Source organism: Streptomyces sp. NPDC093225 (assembly GCF_044753805.1).
GTDB lineage: Bacteria > Actinomycetota > Actinomycetes > Streptomycetales > Streptomycetaceae > Streptomyces.
Genome location: NZ_JBIVNX010000001.1, coordinates 210,685 through 233,478 on the forward strand (window position 1 = coordinate 210,685; position 22,794 = coordinate 233,478).

At 76.7% G+C, this 22,794-nt stretch carries 1 protein-coding gene; it reads left to right on the plus strand.

The genetic code is table 11. The features are described 5' to 3' along the window. Positions 1 to 43 precede the first annotated feature (43 nt). A complete protein-coding gene (locus ACIQCH_RS00535; protein ID WP_402576370.1) occupies positions 44 to 22,786 on the plus strand; it encodes an SDR family NAD(P)-dependent oxidoreductase in 22,743 nt (7,580 codons plus the stop codon). The last annotated feature ends 8 nt before the right edge of the window (positions 22,787 to 22,794 follow it).

Here is a 22,794-nt window from a genome sequence, read left to right on the forward strand (position 1 = left end):
CAGCGGACAGCAGGCAGTAGCAGCGCAAGGGTTTGTGACGAACATGGGTGAGGTTCCAATGGCGGGTCAGGCGTCGGATCAGGACAAGATCCTCGGCTACTTGAAGCGGGTGACGGCCGATCTGCACCAGACGCGGCAGCGACTGCGCGAGGTCGAGGCCCAGGAGCCGGAGCCCATCGCCATCGTCGGCATGTCCTGCCGGTTCCCCGGCGGCATCGAGTCGCCCGAGGCCCTGTGGGACCTGGTCGCGGGCGGTCGGGACGCGGTCACGGACTTCCCGACCGACCGCGGCTGGGACATCGAGTCCCTGTACGACGCCGACCCCGACCGGAGCGGCACCTCGTACACCCGCGAGGGCGGATTCCTCGACCGGGTGGGCGCGTTCGACGCCGCCTTCTTCGGGATCAGCCCGCGCGAGACCCTCGGCATGGACCCGCAGCAGCGCCTGCTCCTCGAAACCTCCTGGGAGACCTTCGAGCGCGCCGGGATCGACCCGGCCGCCCTGCGCGGCAGCAAGGCCGGCGTGTTCATCGGCACGAACGGCCAGGACTACCCCGACCTGCTGCGCGACGGAGTCCCCCAGGGGGTCGAGCAGTACCTCCTCACCGGCAACGCCGCCAGCGTCGTCTCCGGCCGCCTCTCCTACACCTTCGGGCTGGAGGGCCCGGCCGTCACCGTCGACACCGCCTGCTCCGCCTCCCTCGTCGCCCTGCACCTCGCGGTGCAGGCGCTGCGGGGCGGCGAGTGCTCCCTGGCCCTCGCCGGCGGCGTCACAGTGATGTCCAGCCCGCGCGCCTTCGTGCAGTTCAGCAGGCAGCGCGGGCTCGCCCCCGACGGCCGGTGCAAGCCGTTCGCCGAGGGCGCCGACGGCACCGGCTGGGGCGAGGGCGTCGGCATGCTCCTCGTCGAGCGGCTCTCCGACGCCCGCCGCAACGGCCATCCGGTGCTCGCCCTGGTCCGCGGCAGCGCCGTCAACCAGGACGGCGCCTCCAACGGGCTCACCGCCCCCAACGGGCCCTCCCAGCAGCGCGTCATCCGCCAGGCCCTCACCAACGCCGGGCTCACCCCGGCACAGGTCGACGCCGTCGAGGCGCACGGCACCGGCACCACCCTCGGCGACCCCATCGAGGCGCAGGCCATCCTCGCCACCTACGGCCAGAACCGCGCCGAGGGCCGGCCGCTGTGGCTCGGCTCCATCAAGTCCAACATCGGGCACACGCAGGCCGCCGCCGGCGTCGCGGGCATCATCAAGATGGTCCTCGCCATGCAGCACGGCGTCCTGCCCGAGTCCCTGCACATCGACCGCCCGTCCACCGCCGTCGACTGGACCACCGGCGACGTCGAGCTCCTCACCCGTGCCGTGCCGTGGCCCGAGACCGGGCAGCCGCGCCGCGCCGGCATCTCCTCCTTCGGCGTCAGCGGCACCAACGCCCACACCGTCATCGAGCAGGCCCCGCCCGCCGACACCCCGCCCGTACCGGCGGACGCACCACGGGCGCCGGCCCAGGCCGCTCCGGAGCCGGGCGCCACGGGCCCGGTCCCGCTGCCGGTCTCCGGCCACGCCGACGCGGGCCTGCAGGCCCAGGCCGGCCGGCTCGCCGCCCACCTGCGCGCCCACCCCGGACTCGCCGCCGACCCGGCGGGCCTGACCGACCTCGGCTACTCCCTCGCCACCGGCCGCACCGCGCTGGACCGCCGCGCCGTCCTCTTCGCCGACGACCGCGAACGGCTCCTCGCCGACCTCGACGCGCTCGCCGCCGGCGAGCAGCCCGCCACCGCCGTCGTGGGAGCCGTCGGCGACGGCAACACCGCCTTCCTGTTCACCGGCCAGGGCAGCCAGCGCCCCGGCATGGCCCGCGAACTTTACGCCACCCACCCGGTGTTCGCCGCCGCCCTGGACGCCGTGAGCGACGCACTCGACCCGCACCTGCGACGCCCCCTGTACGACGTCCTGTTCGCCGCCCAGGGAACCCCTGAGGCCGCGCTGCTCGACGAGACCGAGCACACCCAGGCCGCCCTCTTCGCCGTCGAGGTGGCCCTGTTCCGGCAGCTCGAACACTGGGGCGTCACCCCCGACTTCCTCATCGGGCACTCCATCGGCGAACTCGCCGCCGCCCACGTCTCCGGCGTCCTCACCCTGCCCGACGCGGCCGCCCTGGTCGCCGCCCGCGGCCGCCTGATGCAGGACCTGCCCGCCGGCGGCGCGATGTTCGCCGTCGAGGCCACCGAGGACGAGGTCGCCCCGCTCCTCACCGACCGGGTGTCCGTCGCCGCCGTCAACGGCCCGCGCTCCGTCGTCGTCTCCGGCGACGAGGACGCCGCCGCCGCGGTCGCCGAGACCCTGCGCGCCCGCGGCCGCCGCACCAAGCGGCTCACCGTCAGCCACGCCTTCCACTCGCCGCGCATGGACGACATGCTCGGCGCCTTCCGCGAGGCCGCCGAGGCCGTCGCCTACGCGCCGCCCGTCATCCCCATCGTCTCCAACCTCACCGGCGCCTCCGTCACCGCCGAGGAGATCTGCACCGCCGACTACTGGGTGCGGCACGTCCGCGGGACCGTCCGCTTCCTCGACGGCGTACGCGCCCTGGGCGCGCTGGGCGTCACCACCTTCCTCGAGGTCGGCCCCGGCGGCGTCCTCACCGCCCTCGCCCAGGACTGCCTCGCGCCGGAGGACGGCGCGGACCGCGAGGACGCCGGACACGACGGGGCCGACGGTCAGGGCGCGACCCGCGCGAGCGCCCGCGACGGGCTCCGCGACGCCGTGTTCGTACCCGCCCTGCGCGCCGACCGCCCCGAGCCGGCCGCGTTCGCCGCCGCCGTCGCCCGCGCCCACGCCCACGGCGTCCCCGTCGACTGGGCCGCCGTCTTCGCCGGCCGCGGCGCAACCCGCGTCGACCTGCCCACGTACGCCTTCCAGCGCCACCTGTACTGGCCGGAACCGCCCACCGCCTGGACCGGCGACGTCACCGCCGCCGGCATCGGCTCCGCCGACCACCCCCTGCTCGGGGCCGCCATCGCGCTGGCCGACGGTGACGGCTACCTGTTCACCGGCCGCCTCTCCCTGACCACCCACCCCTGGCTCGCCGACCACGCGGTCATGGACACCGTGCTGCTGCCCGGCACCGCCTTCGTGGAACTCGCCCTCCGCGCCGGCGAGCACACCGGCTGCGAACTCCTCGACGAACTCACCCTCCAGTCCCCGCTGGTCCTGCCCCCGCACGGCGGCGTCCAGGTCCAGCTCTCCGTCGGCGCGCCCGACGCCGACGGCCGGCGCGCACTGACCCTGCACTCCCGCCCCGAGGACGCCGCCGACGACACCTGGGGCGAAGGCGCCTGGACCCGGCACGCCACCGGCCTCCTCGCCCCCGCGCCCGCCGCGCCGGACCGGGAGACCGGCGGCGACCTGGCCACCTGGCCGCCGCAGGGCGCGACCGCCCTGCCCGTCGACGGCCTGTACGAGTACCTCGCCGGCACCGGCTTCGCCTACGGCCCCGTCTTCCAGGGCCTGACCGGTGCCTGGCAGCGCGCCGACGAGGTGTTCGCCGAGGTCCGCCTGCCCGAGCGGGCGCACGCCGAGGCCGCCCTGTTCGGCCTCCACCCGGCCCTGCTCGACGCCGCCCTGCACGCCGTCGGCATGGGCTCCCTGCTCGAGGCCACCGAGCACGGCCGGCTGCCGTTCGCCTGGAGCGGCGTCGCCCTGCACGCCGTCGGCGCCCGCTCCCTGCGCGTCCGCCTGGCCCCCGCCGGCCGGGACACCGTCCGCGTCGACCTCGCCGACGAGGCCGGCGCGCCCGTCGCCTCCGTCGACTCGCTGCTGCTACGCCCCGTCAGCCCCGACCAGGTACGGGCCGCCCGCACCGCCTTCCACGACTCGCTGTTCCGCGTCGACTGGACCCCGCTGCCCCTCCCGGCCGCCACCACCGTCGCCCCCGGCCGGTGGGCCCTGCTCGGCGCGGCCGCCGCCGGCACCCGCCTGGCCGCCGTCCTGCCCACGGCGGTCTCGTACGCCGGCCTCGCCGACCTCGCGGCGGCCGTCGACGCGGGCGGCCCCGTCCCGCAGGCCGTCGTCGTGCCCCTCCCCGCCGCCGGCGCCACCCCCGCGACGCCGGTCGACGCCGCGCTGCCCGCGGCCGTCGCCGACGCGCTGCACCACGCCCTGGAACTGGCCCAGGGCTGGCTCGCCGACGACCGCTTCGCCACGTCCCGGCTGGTGTTCACCACCCACGGCGCCGTCGCCACCACGTCCGGCTCCGACGTGTCCGACCTCGCGCACGCCCCGCTGTGGGGCCTGCTGCGGTCGGCCCAGTCCGAGCACCCGGACCGGTTCGTCCTGCTCGACCTCGACGACCGCGAGGAGTCCCTGCGGGCCCTGCCCGCGGCCCTGGCCGCCGACGAGGCGCAGCTCGCGCTCCGGGAGGGCCGCGCCGTCGTGCCCCGGCTCGCCCGGGTCCCCGCCCTGCCCGCCCCCGAGGGCCACGAGGCCCGCCCGCTCGACACCGACGGCACCGCCCTGGTCACCGGCGCGACCGGCACGCTCGGCGGCCTGGTCGCCCGCCACCTGGTCACCGTCCACGGCGTCCGCCGGCTGCTGCTGACCAGCCGCCGCGGCGAGGCCGCCGCCGGCGCGCCCGAACTCCTCGCCGAGCTGCGCGCGCTGGGCGCCGAGGTCACCCTCGCGGCCTGCGACGCCGCCGACCGCGAGGCGCTCGCCGCGCTGCTGGCCGCCGTACCCGCCGACCACCCGCTGACCGCCGTGGTGCACACCGCCGGCGTCCTCGACGACGGCGTCCTCGAATCCCTCACCCCCGAGCGCGTCGACCGCGTCCTGCCCGCCAAGGTCGACGCGGCCGTGAACCTGCACGAGCTCACCCGCGGCCTCGACCTCGCCGCGTTCGTCCTGTTCTCCGCCGCGGCCGGCACCCTCGGCGCCGCCGGCCAGGCCAACTACGCCGCCGCCAACGCCTTCCTCGACGCCCTCGCCCAGCGCCGCCGCGCCGAGGGCCTGCCCGCCACCGCCCTCGCCTGGGGCCTGTGGGCCGAACGCAGCGGCATGACCGGCGATCTCGCCGACGCCGACCTGGAGCGGATCTCCCGCGCCGGCGTGGCCGCCCTGTCCTCCGCCGAGGGCCTCGCCCTCATGGACACCGCCCGCGAGACCGGCGGGGCCACCGCCGTCCCCCTGCACCTCGACCTGGCCGGTCTGCGCCAGGCCGACGCGAGCGCCGTCCCGCCGCTGCTGCGCGGCCTGGTCCGGCCCGCCGCGCGCCGCACCGCCGCCCAGGCCGCCGCCCCGGCCGACGGCCTCGCCGAGCGGCTGCTGCCGCTGACCGCGGCCGAACGCGACCGGCTGCTGCTGGCCACCGTCCGCGTCCAGGTCGCCGCCGTCCTCGGCTTCCCCGGCCCCGACGCCGTCGACCCCGGCCGCGCCTTCAAGGAGCTCGGCTTCGACTCGCTGACCGCCGTCGAACTGCGCAACCGCCTCGGCTCGGCCACCGGCGTCCGGCTGCCCGCCACCCTCGTCTTCGACTACCCCACCCCGCACGCGCTCGCCGCGTTCCTGCGCACCGCACTCCTCGGCGAGCTCGGCGCCCCCGCGGCCGGCGGCACGGCCACGCCCGCGCGGGCCGTCGCCGACGAGCCCGTCGCCATCGTCGCCATGGCCTGCCGCTACCCCGGCGGGGTCACCACCCCCGAGGACCTGTGGCGGCTCGTCGCCGGCTCCGCCGACGCGATCTCCCCGTTCCCCACCGACCGCGGCTGGAACCTCGACGCCCTCTACGACTCCGACCCCGGCCGCGCCGGCACCTCGTACACCCGCGAGGGCGGCTTCCTGCACGACGCCGCCGACTTCGACCCGGACGTCTTCGGCATCAACCCGCGCGAGGCCCTCGCCATGGACCCGCACCAGCGGCTCCTGCTGGAGACCTCCTGGGAGGCGTTCGAACGCGCCGGCATCGACCCGGCGTCGGTGCGCGGCAGCCGCACCGGCGTCTTCGCCGGCGTCATGTACCACGACTACCTCACCCGGCTCCCCGCCGTCCCCGAGGGCCTGGAGGGCTACCTCGGCACCGGCACCGCCGGCAGCGTCGCCTCCGGCCGCGTCGCGTACACCTTCGGCCTCGAAGGCCCGGCCGTCACCATCGACACCGCCTGCTCCTCGTCCCTGGTCGCCCTGCACCTGGCCGCGCAGGCCCTGCGCAGCGGCGAGTGCGACATGGCTCTCGCCGGCGGCGTCACCGTCATGTCCACCCCGGACACGTTCATCGACTTCAGCCGCCAGCGCGGCCTGTCCACCGACGGCCGCTGCAAGTCCTTCTCCGCCGCCGCCGACGGCACCGGCTGGGCCGAGGGCGCCGGCATGGTCCTCGTCGAGCGGCTCTCCGACGCCCGCCGCAACGGCCACCCCGTCCTCGCCGTGGTCCGCGGTACGGCCGTCAACCAGGACGGCGCCTCCAACGGGCTCACCGCCCCCAACGGGCCCTCCCAGCAGCGCGTCATCCGCGAGGCCCTCGCCCACGCCGGCCTGACCCCGGCCGAGGTCGACGTCGTCGAGGCGCACGGCACCGGCACCACCCTCGGCGACCCCATCGAGGCGCAGGCCCTGCTGGCCGCCTACGGCCAGGACCGGCCCGCGGACCGGCCCCTGCGGCTCGGCTCGATCAAGTCCAACATCGGCCACACCCAGGCCGCCGCCGGCGCCGCGGGCATCATCAAGATGGTCGAGGCGATGCGCCACGGCGTCCTGCCCACCTCCCTGCACATCGGCGAGCCCTCCCCGCACGTCGACTGGACCGCCGGCGCGGTGTCCCTCCTCACCGAGTCCGCCCCGTGGCCCGAGACGGGCCGCCCGCGGCGCGCGGGCGTCTCCTCCTTCGGCGTCAGCGGCACCAACGCGCACGTCATCATCGAGCAGCCGCCGGTGGACGTCGAGCAGCTGCCCGTCGGCATCGAGCAGCTGCCGGCCGACGCCGAGCAGCCGCCCGCCGCCGGGGCCCCCGCCGCCGGGACGGCCGAGGAGCACACCCCCGCCGCGGACGCCCCCCGGGAGACGGCCCCCGCCGGCACCCCGCTGCCGTTCGTCCTCGCCGGCCGCACCCCGGACGCCCTGCGCGCCCAGGCCGCCCGGCTCGCCGCCCACCTCGCCGAGCGGCCCGCCGCGGCCCTCGCCGACGTGGCGTACTCCCTCGCGACCGGCCGCACCGCCCTGGACCGCCGGGCCGCCGTCGTCGCCGCCGACCGCGCGGACCTGCTCACCGGGCTCGGCGCGCTCGCCGAGGGCCGCGACCACGCCCGGCTCGTCCGCCACGACGCCGGCGACGGCCGGCTCGCCGTCCTCTTCACCGGCCAGGGCAGTCAGCGCCCCGGCATGGGCCGCGAACTGTACGCCGCGCACCCCGTGTTCGCCGCCGCCCTCGACGAGGTGTGCGCCGCCCTGGACCCGCACCTCGAACGGCCGCTCAAGGACGTCATGTTCGCCCCGGCCGGCGACGGGAACGGCGACGGCGACGGCGACGCCCACGGCACCCCGCTCGACCGGACCGGGTACACCCAGCCCGCCCTCTTCGCCCTGGAGACCGCGCTCTACCGCCTCGTCGAATCCTGGGGCGTGCGCCCCGACTTCGTCGCCGGCCACTCCATCGGCGAGATCACCGCAGCCCACGTCGCCGGCGTCCTCAGCCTGCCCGACGCGGCCGTCCTGGTCGCCGCCCGCGGCCGGCTGATGGAAGCACTGCCCGCGGCCGGCGCGATGATCGCGATCGACGCCACCGAGGACGAGGTCCGGCCCCTGCTCGCCGGCCGCGAGGACCGGATCGGCATCGCCGCCGTCAACTCCGCCTCCTCCGTGGTCGTCTCCGGCGACGAGGGCCTCGCGCAGGAGATCGCGGACGGGTTCGCCGCCCGCGGCCGCCGGACCCGGCGGCTCACCGTCAGCCACGCCTTCCACTCCCCGCTGATGGACGGCATGCTCGACGCCTTCCGCGAGGTCGCCGCCTCCCTCACCTACCACGCGCCGGCCGTCCCCGTCGTCACGCACCTCACCGGCGCGGTGGCCGGCGACGAACTGCGCACCCCCGAGCACTGGGTGGCCCACGTCCGCGAGGGCGTTCGCTTCCTCGACGGCATCCGCACCCTGGACGCCGAGCACGTCACCACCTACCTCGAACTGGGCCCGCAGGGCGTCCTGTCGGGCCTGGGCCGGGACTGCCTGACTGACCCCGAGGGCGTCACCGGCGCCGCGTTCGTCCCGGCCCTGCGCCGCGACCGCGGCGAGGCCGAGGCGCTCGCCGCCGCCATCGCCGCCCTCCACACCCGGGCCGTCCCGGTCGACTGGAGCGCGTACTTCGCCCCGGCCGGAGCCCGCCGCACCGACCTGCCCACCTACGCCTTCCAGCGCCGCCGCTTCTGGCTGGAGGCCCCCGCAGGCTTCGTCGGGGACGTCGAGTCGGCCGGCCTGGGCGCCGCCCACCACCCCCTCCTCGGCGCCGCGGTGCCGCTCGCCGACGGCGAGGGCCTCCTCCTCACCGGCCGGCTCTCCCTCGACACCCACCCCTGGCTGGCCGACCACGCCGTCATGGACACCGTCCTGCTGCCCGGCACCGCCTTCGTCGAGATCGCCGTCCGGGCGGGCGACCAGGCCGGCTGCGACCTGCTGGAGGAACTCACCCTCGAAACCCCGCTGGTCCTCACCCCGCACACCGCGGTCCGCCTCCAGGTCGTGGTCGGCGCCCCCGACCGGGACGGCCGCCGCACCCTGGACCTGTACTCCGGAGCCCCGGACGCCGCCGCCGACGAGCCCTGGACCCGCCACGCCAGCGGCGTCCTCGCCACCGGCGCCCCGCGACCCGGCTTCGACCTCACCGCCTGGCCGCCGGCCGGCGCCGAGGCCGTGTCGGTGGACGGCCTCTACGAGCACCTCGGCCACGGCGGCTTCGCCTACGGCCCCGTCTTCCAGGGCCTGCGGGCCGCCTGGACCCTCGACGGGGACGTCTACGCCGAGGTGGCGCTGCCCGAGGACCGGGGGGCCGACGCCGCCCGGTTCGGCCTGCACCCGGCGCTCCTCGACGCGGCCCTGCACGCCGTCTTCGTCCGGCCGTCCCCCGAGGGGGACCGCCCGGCCGGGCTGCCGTTCTCCTGGCGGGGCGTGTCCCTGCACGCCGTCGGCGCCACCGCCCTGCGCGTCCGGCTCACCACCGGTACCGACGACGCCCTCTCCCTCCAGGTCGCCGACACCGCCGGAGCGCCCGTCGCCGCCGTCGAACGCCTCATGGTGCGACCCGTGTCCGCCGACGCGCTGGCCGGCGCCACGCGCACCGCGTTCCACGAGTCCCTGTTCCGCGTCGACTGGGCCACCCTGCCCCTGCCGGCCGGCACCCCCGACACCCGGCCCGGCGAGACCTGGGCCGTCCTCGGCACCGCCACCGGCCTGCCCGGCCGCGCCCACGCCGACCTGCCGGCGCTGGCAGCCGCGCTCGACGCGGGCGCCCCGGCCCCCGCGTACGTCCTCGTCCCGTGCCCGGCCGCGGACGGCCGCCACCCCGAGGACACGCTGACCCCGGACGCCGTGCGCGCCGCCACCCACCGCGCCCTGGCCGTCGTCCAGGGCTGGCTCGCCGACGACCGGTTCGCCGACTCCCGCCTGGTGTTCCTCACCCGCGGCGCCGTCGCCACCCAGGGCGACCGGGACCTCTCCGACCCCGTCCACGCCCCCGTCTGGGGCCTGGTCCGCACCGCCCAGTCGGAGAACCCCGACCGGTTCGTCCTCGCCGACCTCGACGCGCCCGGCACCGACGAGACCCTGCCCGCCCTGCTCGCCGCCGCCCTCGCCGCCGGCGAGCCGCAGTTCGCGGTCCGCCGCGGCACCGTCCACGCCCCCCGCCTCGCCCGGGTCCCGGCCGCCACCGCGCTGACCCCGCCCGCCGACGGCTCCGCCTGGCGCATGGACATCGAGGACAAGGGCACCCTCGACCACCTCACGCTCGTCCCCAGCCCCGAGTCCGAGGCGCCGCTGGAGCCCGGCCAGGTCCGCGTCGCCGTGCGCGCCGCCGGCCTCAACTTCCGCGACGTCCTCAACGCCCTCGGCATGTACCCCGGCGATCCCGGCTCGATGGGCTCCGAGGGCGCCGGCACCGTCCTGGAGACCGGACCCGGCGTCACCGACCTCGCCCCCGGCGACCGCGTCATGGGCATGCTGCCCGGCGCGTTCGGTCCGCTGGCCGTCGTCGACCGGCGCATGATCGCCCCGATGCCGGCGGGCTGGACCTTCGCCGAGGCCGCGGCCGTCCCGATCGTCTTCATGACGGCCTACTACGCCCTGCACGACCTCGCCGGCCTGCAGCGCGGCGAGCGGCTGCTGGTGCACGCCGCGGCCGGCGGCGTCGGCTCGGCCGCCGTCCAGCTCGCCCGCCACTGGGGCGCCGAGGTCTACGCCACGGCCAGTCCCGCCAAGTGGGACGCGCTGCGCGGACTCGGCCTGACCGACGACCGGATCGCCTCCTCCCGCACCCTCGACTTCGAGGACTCCTTCCGCACCGCCACCGGCGGTCGGGGCGTCGACGTCGTCCTGGACTCCCTGGCCCGCGAGTTCGTCGACGCCTCCCTGCGGCTGCTGCCGCGCGGCGGACGCTTCGTCGAGATGGGCAAGACCGACGTCCGCGACCCGCAGGACGTCGCCGCCGCCCACCCCGGCGTCCGCTACCAGGCCTTCGACCTGACCGAGGCCGGCCTGGACCGCATCCAGGAGATGCTCACCGCCCTCCTCGCCCTCTTCGAGTCCGGTGCCCTGCGCCCCGTCCCGGTCTCCTCCTGGGACCTGCGCCAGGCCCCCGAGGCCTTCCGCTACCTCAGCCAGGCCCGCCACACCGGCAAGATCGTCCTCACCGTGCCCGCCGCCTGGGACCCCGAGGGCACCGTCCTGATCACCGGGGGCACCGGCACCCTGGGCGCCCTCGTCGCCCGGCACGCCGTCACCGTCCGCGGCGCCCGCCGCCTGGTCCTCACCAGCCGCCGCGGCGAGGCCGCCGCCGGCGCCGCCGAACTCGCCGCGGACCTGCGCGCGCTGGGCGCCGAGGTCACCGTCGCCGCCTGCGACGCCGCCGACCGCGACGCGCTCGCCGCCCTCCTGGCCGGCATCCCGGCCGCACACCCGCTGACCGCCGTCATCCACACCGCCGGCGTCCTCGACGACGGCATCACCACCGCCCTCACCCCCGAGCGCCTCGACCGCGTCCTGCGGCCCAAGGCCGACGCCGCACTGCACCTGCACGAACTGACCCGCGGCCTCGACCTCGCCGACTTCGTCCTCTTCTCCTCCGCCGCCGGCACCTTCGGCGGCGCCGGCCAGGCCAACTACGCCGCCGCGAACGTCTTCCTCGACGCCCTCGCCCGCCACCGCCAGGCCCACGGCCTGGCCGGCACCTCCCTCGCCTGGGGCCTGTGGGCCGACGCCAGCGGCATGACCGGCGAACTGGACACCGCCGACAAGGACCGCATGACGCGCTCCGGCGTCCTCGGCCTCACCTCCGCGGAGGGCCTGGCCCTCCTCGACACCGCGCACCGCACCGGCGACGCCCACCTCGTCCCCATGCAGCTCGACCTCGCACCGCTGCGCCAGGCCGACCCCGGCATGGTGCCCGCCCTGCTGCGCGGACTCGTCCGCACCCCGGCCCGCCGCGCCGTCGAGGCCACCGCCGGCGGCACCGGAACCCCGCTGGCGGAGCAGCTCGTACGGCTCCCCGGCAACGAGCGGGACGCGCTGCTGCTGGACCTCGTGCGCGACCAGGTGGCGGCCGTCCTCGGCCACGCCACCCCGGACGCCGTCGAACCCGGCCGCGCCTTCAAGGACCTCGGCTTCGACTCGCTGACCGCCGTCGAGTTCCGCAACCGGCTCGGCGCCGCCGCCGGCGTCCGCCTGCCCGCCACCCTCGTCTTCGACTACCCCACGCCCACCGCCCTCGCCGGCTTCCTCAAGGACGAGCTCCTCGGCTCCGAGGCCGCCGCTGCCGCCGCCCTCCCGCGGCACCCGGCCGGCGCCGTCGAGGCCGACGACCCCATCGCCATCGTCGCCATGAGCTGCCGGTTCCCCGGCGGCGTCCGCAGCCCCGAGGACCTGTGGGAGCTGCTCGCCGAGGGCCGCGACGGCATCGCCCACCTCCCCGCGGAACGCGGCTGGGACACCGAAGCGCTCTACGACCCCGACCCCGACAACCCGGGCACCTCCTACGCCCGCGAAGGCGGCTTCGTCTACGACGCCCACCACTTCGACCCCGCGTTCTTCGGCATCAACCCGCGCGAGGCCCTGGCCATGGACCCGCAGCAGCGCCTGCTGCTGGAAACCTCCTGGGAGGCGTTCGAGCGGGCCGGCATCGACCCGACCGGCCTGCGCGGCCGGCAGGTCGGCGTGTTCGTCGGCCAGATGCACAACGACTACGTGTCCCGGCTGAACACCGTCCCCGAGGGCGTCGAGGGCTACCTCGGCACCGGCGGCTCCAGCAGCATCGCCTCCGGCCGCGTCTCCTACACCTTCGGCTTCGAGGGCCCGGCGGTCACCGTCGACACCGCCTGCTCGTCCTCGCTGGTCGCCCTGCACCTGGCCGCCCAGGCGCTGCGCTCCGGCGAGTGTTCCCTCGCCCTCGCCGGCGGCGTCACGATCATCACCACCCCCGACGTCTTCACCGAGTTCAGCCGCCAGCGCGGCCTGGCCGCCGACGGCCGCTGCAAGCCCTTCGCGGCCGCCGCCGACGGCACCGCCTGGGGCGAGGGCGTCGGCATGCTGCTCGTCGAGCGGCTCTCCGACGCCCGCCGCAACGGCCACCAGGTCCTCGCGGTCGTCCGGGGCACGGCCGTCAACCAGGACGGCGCCTCCAACGGCCTGACCGCCCCCAACGGGCCCTCCCAGCAGCGCGTCATCCGTCAGGCCCTCGCCCACGCCGGCCTCACCGCCGCCGACGTCGACGCCGTTGAGGCGCACGGCACGGGCACGACCCTGGGCGACCCGATCGAGGCGCAGGCCCTGCTGGCCACGTACGGCCAGGACCGGCCCGCGGACCGGCCGCTGTGGCTGGGCTCGATCAAGTCCAACTTCGGCCACACGCAGGCCGCCGCCGGTGTCGCCGGCGTCATCAAGATGGTCCAGGCGATGCGCCACGGCGTCCTGCCGAAGACCCTGCACGTCGACGAGCCCTCCCCGCACGTCGACTGGTCCGCGGGCGCGGTCAGCCTGCTCACCGAGCAGCGGGCCTGGCCGCAGACCGGCCGCCCGCGGCGCGCCGGCATCTCCTCCTTCGGCATGAGCGGCACCAACGCCCACGCCATCGTCGAGCTCCCGGACACCGCGCAGGCCGTCGGAACGGCCGCGGCCCCGGTCGCCCCGGCCCCCGCGGCGACCGGCACGACGACCGCCACGGCCGTCCCGTGGCACCTGTCCGCCCGCACCTCCGAGGCCCTGCGCGCCCAGGCCGCCCGGCTCCTCGCCCACCTGGACGCGGACCCGGCCGCCGAGCCCGCCGCCATCGGCCTCACGCTGGCCACCGCCCGAGCCGTGTTCGAGCAGCGCGCCACCGCGGTGGCGACGGACCGCGACGGCTTCCGCACGGCCCTGTCCGCCCTCGCCGAGGACCGCCCCGCGGCCGGACTGGTCCGCGGCACGCCCGCGCCCGGCGGCAAGCTCGCGTTCCTGTTCACCGGCCAGGGCAGCCAGCGGCTCGACACGGGGCGCGAGCTGTACGACGCCTTCCCGGCGTACGCGGCCGCGCTGGACGCGGTGTGCGACCGCCTGGACCTCGAACACCCCCTGAAGGACGTCCTGTTCGGAACGGACGGCGACCTGCTCGACCGTACGGAGTACGCCCAGCCGGCGCTGTTCGCGGTCGAGGTGGCCCTGTTCCGGCTGCTGGAGTCGTGGGGCGTCCGGCCCGACTTCGTGTCCGGTCACTCGATCGGCGAGATCGCCGCCGCGCACGTCGCCGGGGTGCTGTCCCTGGACGACGCGTGCACGCTGGTCGCGGCGCGCGGCCGCCTGATGCAGGCGCTGCCGGCCGGCGGCGCGATGATCGCGGTGGAGGCCGCGGAGCACGAGGTCCTGCCCCTGCTCACCGACCGCGTGGGCATCGCCGCGGTCAACGGCCCCCGGTCGGTGGTCGTCTCCGGCGACGAGGCCGCCGCGGTCGCCGTCGCCGAGGCCTTCGAGGCGCAGGGCCGCAGGACCAAGCGCCTGACCGTGAGCCACGCGTTCCACTCGCCGCTGATGGACGGCATGCTGGACGGCTTCCGCGAGGTCGTGGCGGGCCTGTCGTTCGCCGCCCCGGCGATCCCCGTCGTGTCCTGTCTGACCGGTGCCCTCGTCTCGGACGAGACGGGTGCGGCCGACTTCTGGGTCCGGCACGTCCGCGAGGCCGTCCGCTTCCTGGACGGCGTCCGGGCCCTGGAGGCCGCGGGCGTGACGACGTACCTCGAACTCGGTCCCGACGGCGTGCTGTCGGCGGCGGCGCAGGCCTGCCTCGCCGACGACACCGGCGCCGCCGCGTTCACCGCCGTCCTGCGCGCCGGGCGCCCCGAGTCCGAGACCCTGGTCACCGCCCTGTCCACCGCCCACGTCCGCGGCACCGCCGTCGACTGGCCGGCCTTCTACGCCCCGTTCGGCGCCCGGCGCGTCGACCTGCCGACCTACGCCTTCCAGCGCAGCCCCTACTGGCTCGACGCCGGCCGCGCCGAAGGGGACGTCACCGCCGCCGGCCTCGGCCCCGCCGACCACCCGCTGCTCGGCGCCGAGCTGGAGCTGCCCGACACCGACGGCCACGTCCTCACCGGGCGGCTGTCCCTGGCCGGCCACCCCTGGCTCGGGGACCACCGGGTCCTGGGTTCCGCGCTGCTCCCGGGCACGGCGTTCGTCGAACTCGCCCTCCGGGCCGGCACGCACGTCGGCTGCGAGGTGCTCGAGGAACTGACCCTCGAGGCACCGCTGGTGCTGCCCGAGCAGGGCGCCGTCCAACTGCGGCTCTCCCTCGCCGCCGCCGACGGCACGGCCGGCCGGCGCGCCCTGTCCCTGCACTCCCGGCCCGAAGGCGCCGACCCGGACGCGCCGTGGACGCGGCACGCCGTCGGCGTGCTCGCGCCCGGCACCGGCCGGACCCCGGAGGGCCTCGCCGAGTGGCCGCCGGCCGGGGCGGAGCCCGTACCGGTGGACGGCCTGTACGAGGGCCTGGCGGAATCCGGCTTCGGATACGGGCCGGTCTTCCGCGGCCTGCGCGCCGCCTGGCGCGACCAGGACGCCACCTACGCCGAGGTCGCCCTGCCCGACGGCGCCGCGGCCGAGGCCGCCCGCTTCGGCCTGCACCCGGCGCTGCTCGACGCGGCGCTCCACGCGCTCGGTCTGGGCGCCGCGGACCCGGGCGCCGGCGAAGGACGTCTGCCCTTCTCCTGGTCCGGGGTGTCCCTGCACGCGGTCGGGGCCACCGCGCTCCGCGTCCGGCTGGCCCCGGCCCGCACCGGCGAGGTGGCCCTGACGGTCGCCGACGCCACGGGCGCACCGGTCGCCTCGGTGGCCGGACTGGCCCTGCGCGCGGTCGGCCGCGACCGGCTCGACGCGGTGCCGGACGCCACCCGCGACGCCCTGTTCCGGGTGGCGTGGACGGAAGTCGCCGCCGACGGGACCGCCGAGGACTGGCGGATGCTGGACGAGGCGCGCGTGACCGGTGCGCCCGCCGAGCACGCGACCGCCCTGGTCGTGCCGTGCACGCCGCGGCCGGGCACGGACCCGGTCGCCGCGGCGCACGCGGAGACCGCCCGGGTGCTGGGGCTGCTCCAGGACCGGGCCGCGGACGACGCGTCCGCCGCGCGGCTGGTGTTCCTGACCCGGGGCGCGGTCGAGGCCGTGGCCGGGGAGGGCGTGACGGACCTCGCGCACGCGGCGGTGCGCGGTCTGGTCCGCTCGGCGCGGTCGGAGAACCCCGGCCGCCTCGTCCTCGTCGACGTGGCCTCCGACGCGACCGACGCCGACGTGGCCGACGCCCTGTCGGCCGCGCTGGCCTCGGGCGAGTCCGAGGTGGCGGTGCGCGGAGGGGCGGTCCTGGTGCCGCGGCTGGCCCGGGCCGATGTGGCGGTCGCCGACGAGTCCCCCGGCGCGTGGGGTGGGGACGGCACGGTGCTGGTGACGGGTGCGAGCGGTTCGCTCGGCGCCCTGTTCGCCCGTCATCTCGTCTCGGAGCACGGGGTACGGCGCCTGCTGCTGGTCAGTCGTCGTGGTGGAGCGGCGCCGGGTGCGGTGGAGTTGGCGGCGGAGCTGTCGGGTCTGGGTGCCGAGGTGACCTGGGCGGCGTGTGACGTGGCCGATCGGGAGGCGCTGGCGGCCGTTCTGGCCGGGGTCCCGGCGGAGCATCCGCTGACCGCCGTGGTGCACACGGCCGGTGTCCTGGACGACGGTGTGGTGGGTTCGTTGACGGCCGAGCGGCTGTCGGCGGTCCTGCGCCCCAAGGTCGATGCGGCGTGGCACCTGCACGAGCTGACCCAGGACCTGGAGTTGTCGGCGTTCGTGTTGTTCTCGTCCGCCGCCGGTGTGTTCGGTGGTGCGGGGCAGGCCAATTATGCGGCGGCCAACACCTTCCTCGACGCCCTCGCCGCCCACCGCCGGGCGACCGGCCTCGCCGGTACCTCGCTCGCCTGGAGCCTGTGGAGCGGCGTCGGCGGCATGGGCGACGAGCTCGGCGACGGCGACCGCGAGCGCATCGGCCGCGGCGGCATCGGGGCCCTCACCCCGGAGACCGGTCTCGCGCTCTTCGACGCGGCCCGGCGCACCACCGACCCGCTGCTCGTACCGCTCCCGCTCGACCTGCCGGCCCTGCGCGCCCGGGCCCGTACCGGACCGGTCCCCGACCTGCTGCGCGGCCTGGTCCGCGGCCCGGCCCGCCGGGCCGCCACGGGCCGCGGCGCCGCCGGCGACGGCAGCGCGTTCCGGGCGCGGCTGGCCGCCCTGCCCGCCGAGGAGCGGGACGCGGCCCTGCTGGCCGCGGTCCGGGCCGAGGTGGCCGCCGTCCTCGGCCACGCCTCCACCGACGAGGTGCCGGCCGACCGGGCGTTCAAGGAGCTCGGCTTCGACTCCCTGACCTCCGTCGAGCTGCGCAACCGCCTCGGCGCCACCACCGGTGAACGGCTGCCCGCCACCCTCGTCTTCGACTATCCGACGCCCGGCGCGCTCGCCGCCTACCTGATGGCGGAGGTCCTGGGTCTGTCCGCGGACGAGCACCACACCGCCGACTCCCCGGCGCCGACCACTTCACCGGGCGCCCCGCTGCACGAGGACCCGATCGCGATCGTCGGCATGAGCTGCCGCTACCCCGGCGGGGTCGAGACCCCCGAGGACCTGTGGCGCCTCGTGGCCGGCGGCACCGACGCCATCTCCGGGTTCCCGCACGGCCGCGGCTGGGACCTGGAGGCGCTGTACGACCCGGACCCGGACGGCAAGGGCACGAGCTACACACGGTCCGGCGGCTTCCTGCACGACGCGGGCCGCTTCGACCCGGCGTTCTTCGGCATCTCGCCCCGCGAGGCCGTGGCGATGGACCCGCAGCAGCGGCTGCTGCTGGAGACCTCGTGGGAGGCCTTCGAGCGGGCCGGCATCGACCCCGCGTCGATGCGCGGCAGCCGTACCGGCGTCTTCGCGGGCATCATGTACCACGACTACGCCACCCGGATCACCTCCGTGCCGGACGGCGTCGAGGGCTACCTCGGCACCGGCAACTCCGGCAGCATCGCCTCCGGCCGCGTCTCCTACGCCTTCGGGCTGGAGGGCCCGGCGGTCACCGTCGACACGGCCTGCTCCTCGTCCCTCGTGGCCCTCCACTGGGCCATCCAGGCGCTGCGCAACGGCGAGTGCACCATGGCGCTCGCCGGCGGTGTCACGGTCATGTCGACCCCCGGCACGTTCACCGAGTTCAGCCGCCAGCGCGGCCTGGCCGCCGACGGGCGGATCAAGTCCTTCGCGGCAGCCGCCGACGGCACCAGTTGGGCCGAGGGCGCGGGCATGCTCCTCGTGGAGCGGCTCTCGGACGCCCGCCGCAACGGTCACCCGGTGCTCGCGGTGGTGCGCGGCTCGGCGGTCAACCAGGACGGTGCGAGCAACGGCCTCACCGCCCCCAACGGCCCGTCCCAGCAGCGCGTCATCCGGCAGGCCCTCGCGTCCGCCGGGCTGAGCAGCGACCGGATCGACGCCGTCGAGGCGCACGGCACGGGAACGACCCTGGGCGACCCGATCGAGGCGCAGGCCCTGCTGGCCACCTACGGCCGGGAGCGCGCCGCCGACGAGCCGCTGTGGCTGGGCTCGGTCAAGTCCAACATGGGCCACACCCAGGCCGCCGCCGGCGTCGCCGGCATCATCAAGATGATCATGGCCATGCGTCACGGGGTGCTGCCGAAGACCCTGCACGTCGACGAGCCCACCCCGCACGTGGACTGGTCGGACGGCGCCGTCGCCCTGCTGACCGAGTCGATGCCGTGGCCGGAGACCGGCCGCCCGCGCCGCGCCGGCGTGTCCTCCTTCGGCATCAGCGGCACCAACGCCCACACGATCATCGAACAGGCTCCCGAGGACCTCGCCCCCGCCGCGGCGGACGGCGACCGTCCGGCACACGTGCTGCCGTACCCGATCTCCGCGAAGTCGGCGGACGCCCTGCGGGCCCAGGCGGCCCGCCTCCGGGCCCACCTGGAGACCACGCCCGAGGCCGTGCCCGCGGACGTGGCCTACTCGCTGGCCACGCGCCGGGCGGCCTTCGACCACCGTGCGGTGGTCGTGGCCGGGGACCGGGACGAGCTGCTGCGCGGCCTGTCCGCGCTCGTGGACGGCGACCCGGCCCCGCAGGGCCTCACGACCGGCACCGTGGGCGCCGGAGGAGCCGGGAAGCTGGCCTTCCTGTTCACCGGTCAGGGAAGTCAGCGGCTCGGTGCGGGGCGTGAGCTGTACGGCGTCCAGCCGGTGTTCGCGGCGGCGCTGGACGCCGTGTGCGCGGAGCTGGACCCGCGGCTCGAGGTGCCTCTGAAGGAAGTCCTGTTCGGCAAGGACGCGACGGTGCTGGACCGGACGGAGTTCGCCCAGCCGGCGTTGTTCGCGGTGGAGGTGGCGCTGTTCCGCCTGCTGGAGTCGTACGGAGTGCGCCCGGACTTCGTGTCCGGCCACTCGATCGGTGAGATCGCCGGCGCACACGTGGCGGGTGTCCTCTCGCTGTCCGACGCGTGCGAACTGGTTGCGGCGCGTGGCCGGTTGATGCAGGCGCTGCCGGCCGGCGGCGTGATGATCGCCGTGCAGGCGTCGGAGGACGAGGTCCTGCCGCTGCTCTCGGAGGGCGTCGGCATCGCCTCCGTCAACGGACCGCAGGCGGTGGTCGTCTCCGGTGACGAAGACGCGGCCGCAGTGATCGCCGGGGCCTTCGAGGCGCAGGGCCGCAAGACCAAGCGCCTCACGGTCAGCCACGCCTTCCACTCGCCGCACATGGACGGCATGCTGGCCGACTTCCGCAAGGTCGCGGAGGGGCTGTCGTTCGAGACGCCCCGCATTCCGGTCGTGTCGAACCTGACCGGTGCCGTGGTGACCGACGAGATGGGTGCGGCCGACTTCTGGGTCCGGCACGTCCGGGAGGCCGTCCGCTTCCTAGACGGCATCCGCGCCCTGGAAGCCGCGGGCGTGACGACGTACCTCGAACTCGGCCCCGACGGCGTCCTCTCCGCCCTCGCCCAGGACTGCCTGACCGACGGGCACGGTGCGGCCGGCCTCGTGCCCGCCCTGCGCGCCGCCCGCCCGGAGTCCGCCACCCTGGCCGCGGCCCTCGCCCAGGTCCACGTCCGCGGCGCCTCCGTGGACTGGGAGGCGTACTTCGCGCCGACCGGCGCCCGCCCGGCGGAACTTCCCACCTACGCCTTCCAGCGCGAGTGGTACTGGCTGGACTCCGCGACCGGCGCGCAGCACACCTCCGGGGACGCCGCCGGCCTCGGCCTCGGCGCGACCGACCACCCGCTGCTCGGCGCGGCCGTCGAGCTGCCGGACTCCGACGGCTTCCTCTTCACCGGCCGGCTGTCCGCGGCCACCCAGCCCTGGCTCGCGGACCACGCCGTCCTCGGCTCGGTCCTCCTGCCCGGGACCGCCTTCGTGGAACTGGCGGTCCGCGCCGGCGACCAGGTCGGCTGCACCGACCTGGAGGAGCTGACCCTGGAGGCGCCCCTGGTCCTGCCCGAACGCGGCGGGGTCCAGCTGAGGCTCTCCGTCGCCGGGGCCGACGGCTCCGGACGGCGCGCCCTGTCCCTGTACTCCCGCGCCGAGGACAGCGCGGCCGACCTGCCCTGGACGCGCCACGCCACCGGCGTCCTGGCCCCCGCCACCGGCGGGGCGGCCCCGGCCCCGGCGGCCGACCTCACGGCCTGGCCGCCGGCCGGCGCCGAACGGGTGGACCTCGACGGGCTCTACGACGGCCTCGCGGCCGCCGGCTTCGACTACGGTCCGGCCTTCCAGGGCCTGCACTCCGCGTGGCTGCACGGCGACGCCGTGTACGCCGAGGTGGACCTGGACGAGGAGACCGCGGGGTCGGCCGACTCGTTCGGCCTCCACCCCGCCCTCCTCGACGCCACCCTGCACGCCGCCGGACTCGGATCCCTCGTCGAGGACACCGGCCGGGGCCGACTGCCCTTCGCCTGGAGCGGGGTCCGGCTGCACGCCGCCGGCGCCTCCGCGGTACGGGTCCGACTGGCCCCGGCAGGCCGTGACGCGGTCGCGCTGGAACTCGCCGACCCGGCGGGGGCACCCGTCGCCTCGGTCGCCTCGCTGGCGCTGCGCGCGGTCTCGCCCGAGCAGATCGGCGCCGCCCGAGGCGGCCGCCAGGACGCGCTGTTCCAGGTGGAGTGGACGGCCGTACCGGTCACCCCGGTCCCGGCAGCCGAGCAGCGCCCCTGGGCCCTGCTCGGGGACGGCCACCCCGCTCTGGACGCCGTCGGCGTCCGTTACCAGGCCCACGACTCCCTCACCACCCTCGCGGAGCCGTCCGTCGTGTGCCTGCCGCTGTCCGCGGTGACGGGCGGCGAGGAGGTCGCGGGAGCCGTGCACGCGGAGACCGGACGGGTGCTGGCGCTGCTCCGGCAGTGGCTCGCGGACGAGCGGTTCACGGACTCCCGCCTGCTGGTCCTGACCCGGGGCGCGGTGGCCGCCGTACCCGGCGAGGGCCCGTCGGACCTGGTGCACGCCCCGGTGTGGGGCCTGGTCCGGTCCGCACAGTCCGAGAACCCGGGCCGGATCGTCCTGGCCGACACCGACGGCAGCGACGCGTCCCACCGCGTGCTGCCCGCCGTCCTGGCCTCGGGCGAGTCCGAGGTGGCGGTGCGCGGGGGTGAGGTGCTGGTGCCGCGGCTGGCCCGGGCCGGTGTGGCGGTCGCCGACGAGACCCCTGCGTGGGGTGGGGACGGCACGGTGCTGGTGACGGGTGCGAGCGGTTCGCTCGGCGCCCTGTTCGCCCGTCACCTCGTCACGGAGCACGGGGTACGGCGCCTGCTGCTGGTCAGTCGTCGTGGTGGAGCGGCCCCGGGTGCGGTGGAGTTGGCGGCGGAGCTGTCGGGTCTGGGCGCCGAGGCGACCTGGGCGGCGTGCGACGTGGCCGACCGGGAGGCGCTGGCGGCCGTTCTGGCCGGGGTCCCGGCCGAGCATCCGCTGACCGCCGTGGTGCACACGGCCGGCGTCCTGGACGACGGTGTGGTCGGCTCGTTGACGGCCGAGCGGCTGTCGGCAGTGTTGCGGCCGAAGGTGGACGCGGCGTGGCACCTGCACGAGCTGACCCGTGACCTGGACCTGTCGGCGTTCGTGCTGTTCTCGTCCGCCGCCGGTGTGTTCGGTGGTGCGGGGCAGGCCAACTACGCGGCGGCCAACACCTTCCTCGACGCCCTCGCCGCCCACCGCCGGGCGACCGGCCTCGCCGGCACATCGCTGGCCTGGGGCCTGTGGTCCGAGGTCGGCGGCGGCATGGGGGCCGGCCTCGACGCCGACGAGGTCGCGCGGCTGGGACGCGGTGGTGTCCGGGCACTCACCGCCCCCGAGGGCGCGGTCCTGTTCGACACCGCCACGGCCACCGGTCGGGCCCTGCTGGTCCCGGTGAAGCTGGACCTGCCCGCGCTGCGCGCCCAGGCGGGCAGCGGCATGCTCCCGCCGCTCCTGTCCGGCCTCGTGCGTACGCCCGTACGCCGGACCGCGGGCAGCGCCGAACCCGGCGCCGACGGCGCCGCCGCACTGCGCGAGCGCCTCACCGCACTCGCGCCGGCCGCTCGCGACGAGGCCCTGCTGGAGCTCGTGTGCGGCTACGTCGCGGGGGTCCTCGGTTTCGCCGGCCCCGAGGCGGTCGACCCGGCACGGTCGTTCAACGAGGTCGGCTTCGACTCGCTGACCGCCGTCGAACTGCGCAACCGGCTCGGCGCCGCCACCGGCGTCCGGCTGCCCGCCACCCTCGTGTTCGACTACCCGACCCCGACGGCCCTCGTGGCGTTCCTGCGGGGCGAGCTCTGGCAGGACGGCGCCGCCGCGGTACCCCCGCTGCTCGCCGAACTGGACCGGCTGGAGAAGACGCTCGTCACCTCCGCCCCCGACGACGCCGGCCGCGACCGCATCACCGAGCGGCTCCAGGCCCTGCTGGCCGCCTGGAACGACGCCCGTGCGGCGGCCGACGGCGCACCCGTGGACGGCGCGGACGGCGCGGACGTCGCCGAGGCGCTGGAGGACGCGACCGATGACGACCTCTTCGACTTCATCGGCAAGGAGTTCGGCATCTCGTGATCCGGCAT

What these genes read in the sequence shown, in the direction of transcription:
- ACIQCH_RS00535 (WP_402576370.1), top strand. Translation starts at nt 44, where the DNA reads ATGGGTGAGGTTCCAATGGCGGGTCAGGCGTCGGATCAGGACAAGATC.